Genomic DNA, 7,010 nt, shown 5'->3' with positions numbered 1-7,010 from the left:
CCCACGGGGTAGAGAGAAAGCAAACGCTGCCGGCGCCCCCCCCCCCGGGGGGGGGTTCCTTTCCCCCCCGGGGGGGGGAGCCGGCACCGGTTCTCCGCCTGCCACGATGGGGGCATGACCCGACTTCTCCGTGCCCCGTTCCGGCCGGTGACGTACTCGCGTTGGCTGCACTTGTGCGTCCCGCTGCTGCTGCTTGCCCTCTGGATGTTCATCAACCCGCGCAGTCCGTGGATGCCCCTGCTGATCGTCATACCGTTCGCGTTCGTGCCCTGGGTGCGGCTGGCCGAAGGACTCCAGGCGCAGTTCCTCCTCACTCCCCAGGACCGGGCCGGTGACGAGAGCCTGATCAGCGCCGCCCCGTCGGCGCGCTGGGCGGACCGGTGGCGCACCCTGCTGTGGCTGGAGATACGGCTGGTGGTTTCCGGGGCCGCCATGTTCGCCAGTGTCTGCCTCCCGGTCGTGACCGTGGAGCTGGCCGCGATCGCGCTCGGGCACCCCCCGGCCGACCCCATGCTGCCGTTCGTCCCGGCGCGCTGGGCCGCGGGTCTGCTCGCTCCGGTACCGCTGGTCCTGCTCATCGCCGTCGTGGTCCTGCTGGGCGAGCTGATCACCGCGATCGCCCGGCTCCTGCTGGGGCCGTCCGCCTCCGAGCGGCTGACCGCACTGGAGGCGCGTACGGAACGGCTGCTGGAGCGGACCAGGATCGCGCGCGAACTGCACGACTCCATCGGTCACGCCCTGACGGTGGCGGTGGTCCAGGCGGGCGCGGCACGGGCGGCCGGGAACCCCGAGTTCACCGACCGGGCGCTCAGCGCGATCGAGGAGACCGGCCGGGCCGCTCTGGACGATCTGGAGCGGGTCCTGCTGGTGCTGCGGGAGTCCGCGCAGCCGCCGTCGCAGCGGCCGACCCTCGTGGAGGCGGACCGGCTGCTGGAATCGGCGCGCGCCTCGGGGGCGGCGGTCGACGCGCAACTTTCGGGCCCGCTGGAAAAGTTGCCGGGACCGGTCACCCGCGAGGGGTACCGGATCCTGCAGGAGGCACTGACCAATGTGCTGCGCCACTGCGGCCCCGTTCCCATCCGGGTGCGGGTCGGCATGACCGCGGACCTGCTGGACCTGGAGGTGACGAACCCGCTGTCGGGGCGCCCGGCCGCCATAACGGGTGGCGGCAGCGGGCTGCGGGGGATGCGCGAGCGGGCCGCGCTGCTCGGTGGCACGGCGGAAACCGGTCCCCACGAGGGTGGTTGGAGGGTGCGCGCGCGGCTCCCGCTGGAGCTAATACCCTGACCGGATGCCGGTTACCGTACTGCTCGTCGACGACGAGCCCTTCGTGCGCGCGGGTCTGCGTGCCATTCTGGAGGCCCAGCCCGACATCGAGGTGGTGGGTGAGGCCGCGGACGGTGCGTCCGTCATCCCCCTCGTACGCCGGCTGCGGCCGGACGTGGTGGCGATGGACGTACGGATGCCGCTGCTCGACGGGATCGAGGCGACCAAGGCGGTCCTGCGGTCGGTGGACTCGCCGCCGAAGATCCTCGTGGTCACGACCTTCGAGAACGACGAGTACGTCTATCAGGCGCTGCGCGCCGGAGCCGACGGCTTCCTGCTCAAGCGGGCCCGCCCCTCGGAGATCGTCCACGCGGTGCGGCTCGTAGCCGAGGGCGAGACCCTGCTCTTCCCGGCGGCCGTGCGGGCCCTCGCGGCCGAGTACGGCAACCAGAAGGCCCGCGCGGTCCTCAAGCGGGCCGCGCTGACGGAGCGCGAGGAGTCGGTGCTGCGGCTCATGGCGCGGGGGCTGACCAATGTGGAGATCGCCCGCGAGCTGATCGTCGGCACGGAGACCGTCAAGTCCCATGTCAGCGCGATCCTGGGCAAGCTGGGGGCGCGCGACCGGACGCAGGCGGTGATCACGGCGTACGAGTCCGGATTCGTCTCGCCGGCCTGAGGGAAGGCGCTGGTTCCGGCTGAGGGGGGCCGCTTCTCGCCGCCGCGGCGGGGGCGCAGTACGATCCGCCTGACAGGGTCGCTAGCTGGGAGGACACACGTTGGGGCAGCTGACCGGCGGGGATCCCTCTCTGCTCCGGCGCATCAATTCGGCCGTGGTGCTGCGCGCGCTGCGGTCGGCCGGATCGCCCACCCTCACCGACCTCACGCGGGTGACCGGGCTGTCCCGGCCGACCGTCGAGGGGGTCGTGGAGGGGCTGATCGGCGCCGGCCTGGTGGTCGAGGCGGTCGCCGAGGAAGGCGCGCGCCGTCAAGGCCGGCCGGCGAGGAGGTTCCGCTTCCGCGCCGAGGCGGGGCACCTGCTCGGCATCGAGATCGGCTCGCACCGGATCGCGGTGCTGCTGTCCGGGCTCGACGGCCGGGTCATCGGAGCGGGCACCAAGGAAGTCTCCGAGACGGCTTCGGCCGACGAGCGCCTTGAGCGCGTCAGGGCGGCGGTCGCCGATCTGCTGCGCCGGGCCGGGATCCCCCGTGACTCCCTGCGGGCGGTCGGGGTCGGCAGCCCCGGCATCGTCGAGGCCGACGGAACGGTCCGCCTGGGCACGGCCCTGCCGGGCTGGACGGGACTGCCGCTCGGCGAGCGGCTGCGGCGTTCGTTCCGCTGCCCGGTCCAGGTGGAGAACGACGCCAACGCGGCGGCCGTCGCCGAGCACTGGAAGGGCGCGGCGCGCGACACCGGCGACATGGTGTTCGTGATGGCCGGGCTCAGCCCGGGCGCCGGCTCGCTGATCGGCGGCAGGCTGCACCGGGGCTTCGGCGGCGCGGCGGGCGAGATCGGCGCTCTGCACCTGCTGGGCCGTGAAGCCACCCCCGAGCGGCTGCTGTCGACGACGGGCGAACCCCTCCATCCACTGGACGAGTCGGCGGTCGCGGAGGTGTTCGCGATGGCCAAGCGGGGCGACGAGCGCGCGGTGGCCGCGGTGGACCGGTTCCTCCAGCGGCTCGTCCACGACGTGGCGGCGCTGGTGCTGGCGATGGACCCGGAGCTCGTGGTCGTGGGCGGCTGGGCGGCCGGTCTGGACGGGGTCCTGGAACCTTTGCGCCGGGAGCTGGAGCGCTATTGCCTGCGCCCGCCGCGGGTGGCGCTGTCCCTGCTCGGCGAAGCGGCCGTGGCCACGGGCGCCCTGCGCCTCGCCCTGGACCACGTGGAGGAAGAGCTGTTCGCGGTGGAGAAGACGGTCACCGCCCGCCGGTGACTCCCGGTCCCGTCGCGGGGCCCGCCTCGTGGCGGTACCCCGGGCATGGAAAACCCCGGGGGCCGTGGGCTCCCGGGGTTCCGCGCGTGCGGCGCCGTCAGGAGGCGGCGCGGGTCTCCGTGATCTCCACGCCGGAGTCGCCGAAGGTGAGGCGGCAGGTGTCGGCGCGGTAGGTGGCCACCGAGACGGCGGCGGTGCCCGCGGCGGTGAAGTAGCGGGTGGTCACGAGGAGCACGGGCGCGCCGGGCAGCCGGTCCAGCTCCTTGGCGTCGTCGGCCCGGGCCGAGCCCAGCTCGACCGAGCGGTCCTGCCCCTCCAGGGAGAGACGCTGGAGCTCCCTCATGACGGCCCGCGCCCGGGCGGGGCCGGTCGGCGCGTCGATGGCGGAGAGCCCGGGCACGGAGGCCGCGGGCACGTACAGCAGCTCGGCGGCGACGGCCTGGCCCTGCGTGACGCGGGTCCGGCGCACGGTGTGCACCGCCTCGCCGGCCGCGGTTCCGAGGAGCTTCAGGACGGCGGCGGCGGGGACGGCCTCGACCGCGTCGACGGCCTCCCAGCCTTCGGTGCCCTCGCCGGGCCAGCCGTGCCGCGCGCTGCCGACGGCGACGCCCACGCGCGGCGGGGCGACGGTGGTCCCGACCCCGCGGCGGCGCTGGAGGCGGCCTTCGAGCTCGAGCTGCTCCAGGGCCTGTCGCAGGGTGGCGCGGGCCACTCCGAAGCGCGCGGCGAGCTCACGCTCGTTCGGCAGGACCTCGCCGACCGCGAAGTCCTGGTCCAGCGCGTCGCTGAGCACGGTCTTCAGGTGCCAGTACTTCGGCTCCGGCACCGATTCGAGCTGCGTCGTCCCCACCCTGACTCCTCCTGCAATCCGCCGCTGTCACCGTGCTCGGCATCGCCGTGCTCCAGCGGCGTTTCCGCGCCGCAGTTCCGCGCCCTTGTTTATTAAAGGTTCCTGCACTATCCGTGACGATAGGACGGCGTACCCCCTTGGTCAAGACCAATCCTGGCCGCTTTGCCGGGCAGACCGGGCATATGTAGTAAGCCGTTCACAGGATGTTTGCGCCCCGCACCCACCGCGTCGCGGGGATTTCGTACGGGCTTGTGCCCGGGCCTACCGGGCGGTAGTGATGGACCGGTCATTACTGACGGCCTGTCTCATACGCGTCCCCCGACGAGGAGCAGCATGACAGCCACGGTCTCCTTCACGATCGATTCGCCGCTGGGCCCCCGCACCGCCACCGTCGCCCACGAGCGCAAGGGCGCCGGCGAACCGCTCCTCCTGCTGCACGGCATCGGCCACCACCTCCGGGCCTGGCAGCCGGTGACCGACGTCCTGGCCGCCGATCACGAGGTCATCGCGGTCGACCTGCCCGGCTTCGGCGACTCCGCGCCCCTGCCCCCGGGCGTCCCGTACGACCTCGGCACCATCACCTCGGCCCTCGGGGCGCTCTGCGCGGCGCTCGGCGTCGAGCGCCCGCACGTCGCCGGCAACTCCCTCGGCGGACTGCTCGCACTGGACATGGGCCGCAGGGGCCTGGCCCGCTCGGTCACCGCCCTGTCCCCCGCCGGGTTCTGGACGGAGCCCGAGCGGCGCTACGCCTTCGGCGCTCTGCGCGCCATGCGCGCCGGGGCCAGGGCGCTGCCCCTGCCGGTCCTGGAGCGGCTCTCGCGCAGTGGCCCCGGCCGCGCCGCGCTCACCGGCACCATCTACGCCCGCCCCGCGCGGCGCGCCCCGGAGGCGGTGGTCGCCGAGACCCTCGCCCTGCGGCGGGCCACCGGCTTCGAACGGACCCTCGCCGCGGGCGGCTCCGTACGGTTCACGGACGACGTTCCCGGACTGCCCGTCACGATCGCCTGGGGCACCCTCGACCGGCTGCTGCTCCGCCGCCAGGGCGTCCGGGCCAAGCACACCGTCCCGGGGGCCCGGCTCGTCCGGCTCCCGGGCTGCGGCCACGTGCCGATGAACGACGATCCGGCGCTGGTGGCTCGCGTCATCCTGGACACCACTCGGGCAGCGGCCGGGCACCGGCCATGACCGGCTGACGGTTGTTCATCCACGGTTCGCGTGGGGGACGCGGTCGGTCCCGTGTGCGAAGGCACACTGGTCCGGCCCGCCCCGCCGGCCCTGGAGACGCACCCCATGGCACCGATGCCGCACACCCGACGGACCCTGCTCGGCGGTTCCCTCGCCGTCCCGCTCGGCCTCGCCCTGTCCGCCGCGCCGGCCCCGCCGGCCATGGCCTCCGCCCGCCGCGCCCCCGGCTTCGTCCGCGCCGACCGCCCGGCCGCGCTCTGGGGGACCCAGTCGGGAGAGGTCACCCCCCACTCGGCCACCGTCTGGACCCGCTCCGACCGTCCCGCCCGGATGTACGTGGAAACCTCCCCGGGCGAGTCGTTCCGCTACGGCGTCCGCCGCCACGACGGCCCCTACCTCGGCCCCGCCACCGACCACACCGGCACCGTCACCCTGCGCGACCTGCCGCCCGGCCGGCAGATCCACTACCGGGTCGTGCTCACCGACCCCGACGACCCCCGCCGCTCCGGCGAGCCGGTGCGCGGCAGCTTCCGCACCGCTCCCGTCTCCCGCCGCCACGACGTGCGCTTCCTGTGGTCGGGAGACCTGGCGGGCCAGGGCTGGGGCATCAACCCCGAACGGGGCGGGTACCGCGTCTTCGGCGAAATGCGCCTGCGGGACCCCGACTTCTTCCTCTTCAGCGGGGACACCATCTACGCCGACGGGCCCATCAAGGCCGCCGTGCCGCTGCCCGACGGCCGCGTCTGGCACAACGTCACCACCGAGGAGAAGTCCCGGGTGGCGCAGACCCTGGACGAGTTCCGGGGGAACTTCCGCTACAACCTGCTCGACCGCAACCTGCGCGACTTCTACGCCCAGGTCCCCGTCGTCGCCCAGTGGGACGACCACGAGGTGCGCAACAACTGGTACCCGGGGCAGCTCCTCGACGACCCGCGCTACACCGTCAAGGACGTCGACACCCTCGCCGCCCGCGCCCGCCGCGCCTTCGGCGAGTACTTCCCGGTCACGGACCTGCGGGGCGGGCGGGCCGAGGGGCGCATGTACCGGGTGCTGCGGCACGGCCCGCTGCTTGACGTGTTCGTGCTGGACATGCGCACCCACCGCGACGCCAACTCGCCCGGCCGCCGGACCGATGACCCGGTCGGCATCCTCGGCGCCGAGCAGCTGGCCTGGCTGAAGCGGGAGCTGTCGCGCTCCCGGGCCACCTGGAAGGTGATCGCCGCCGACATGCCGCTGGGCATCGTCGTCCCCGACGGGGCGGTGGACTTCGAGGCGGTGGCGCAGGGCGACCCGGGGGCGCCGCTGGGGCGCGAACTCCAGATCGCGGAACTCCTGCGGCACATCAAGCACCAGCACATCACGGGCACCCTCTGGCTCACCGCCGACGTCCACTACACCGCCGCCCACCACTACGCGCCCGAGCGCGCGGCCTTCTCCGACTTCGCGCCGTTCTGGGAGTTCGTGTCCGGGCCGATCGGCGCGGGCGGCTTCCCGGCCGGCCGGCTCGACGCCACCTTCGGGGCGCGGACCGAGTTCGTCCAGTCGGCGCCGGTCGCCAACATGTCCCCGGCCGAGAACCCCCCGTACTACGGCGAGGTCGAGATCGACGGCGGCAGCGGGGAGCTTACCGTCCGGTTGCGGCGCGAAGGAGGCGGCGTACTCTTCACGAAGTCCCTCCAGCCGGGCCGCGTGGGGCAGGCATGACGGGCCTCGTCGGCCAGGCGTAACGGGTGTCCGGCAGGCCTGACGGGCGGCGTCCGACAGGCGTGACGGGCCGT

Annotated in this window: 6 protein-coding genes; 5 read left to right on the top strand and 1 reads right to left on the bottom strand. The window is 73.9% G+C overall.

The features are described 5' to 3' along the window. The first annotated feature begins 114 nt into the window (after nucleotides 1–114). The 3 genes from ACZ4WZ_RS25245 (at nucleotide 115) to ACZ4WZ_RS25235 (ending at nucleotide 3,197) form a co-directional block, all read left to right on the top strand. A complete protein-coding gene (locus ACZ4WZ_RS25245) occupies nucleotides 115–1,287 on the top strand; it encodes a sensor histidine kinase (RefSeq protein ID WP_467893641.1) in 1,173 nt (390 codons plus the stop codon). Between the two features lie 4 nt (nucleotides 1,288–1,291). Continuing rightward, complete coding sequence (locus ACZ4WZ_RS25240) at nucleotides 1,292–1,942, top strand: response regulator (RefSeq protein ID WP_467893640.1); 651 nt, start codon at nucleotides 1,292–1,294, stop codon at nucleotides 1,940–1,942. A 100-nt stretch (nucleotides 1,943–2,042) separates the two neighbouring features. After that, nucleotides 2,043–3,197, top strand: coding sequence for an ROK family transcriptional regulator (locus tag ACZ4WZ_RS25235; protein ID WP_467893639.1), 1,155 nt, complete (start codon nucleotides 2,043–2,045; stop codon nucleotides 3,195–3,197). A 97-nt stretch (nucleotides 3,198–3,294) separates the two neighbouring features. On the opposite strand, the gene ACZ4WZ_RS25230 is transcribed toward ACZ4WZ_RS25235, so the two are convergent. Next, nucleotides 3,295–4,047 carry a GntR family transcriptional regulator gene (locus ACZ4WZ_RS25230; RefSeq protein WP_467893638.1) on the bottom strand — a complete coding sequence of 251 codons (753 nt, stop codon included), beginning with the start codon at nucleotides 4,045–4,047 and terminating at the stop codon, nucleotides 3,295–3,297. A gap of 333 nt (nucleotides 4,048–4,380) precedes the next feature. On the opposite strand from ACZ4WZ_RS25230, the gene ACZ4WZ_RS25225 reads away from it, so the two are divergent. Both ACZ4WZ_RS25225 and ACZ4WZ_RS25220 read left to right on the top strand, forming a co-directional pair. After that, nucleotides 4,381–5,232 carry an alpha/beta fold hydrolase gene (locus ACZ4WZ_RS25225; protein WP_467893636.1) on the top strand — a complete coding sequence of 284 codons (852 nt, stop codon included), beginning with the start codon at nucleotides 4,381–4,383 and terminating at the stop codon, nucleotides 5,230–5,232. A gap of 105 nt (nucleotides 5,233–5,337) precedes the next feature. Next, the gene (locus ACZ4WZ_RS25220; protein ID WP_467893735.1) at nucleotides 5,338–6,936 is read left to right on the top strand and encodes an alkaline phosphatase D family protein; all 1,599 of its coding nucleotides are present in this window, start codon (nucleotides 5,338–5,340) and stop codon (nucleotides 6,934–6,936) included. Nucleotides 6,937–7,010: the final 74 nt, after the last annotated feature.

The sequence above is a fragment of the Streptomyces sp. NPDC029122 genome, assembly GCF_055569445.1.
This window is presented reverse-complemented; position numbering and strand designations above follow the sequence as displayed.

Excerpts from the sequence above, each read along its gene's own strand:
- ACZ4WZ_RS25245 (WP_467893641.1), top strand. The coding sequence starts at position 115 with ATGACCCGACTTCTCCGTGCCCCGTTCCGGCCGGTGACGTACTCGCGT.
- ACZ4WZ_RS25240 (WP_467893640.1), top strand. The coding sequence starts at position 1,292 with ATGCCGGTTACCGTACTGCTCGTCGACGACGAGCCCTTCGTGCGCGCG.
- ACZ4WZ_RS25225 (WP_467893636.1), top strand. The coding sequence starts at position 4,381 with ATGACAGCCACGGTCTCCTTCACGATCGATTCGCCGCTGGGCCCCCGC.
- ACZ4WZ_RS25220 (WP_467893735.1), top strand. The coding sequence starts at position 5,338 with ATGGCACCGATGCCGCACACCCGACGGACCCTGCTCGGCGGTTCCCTC.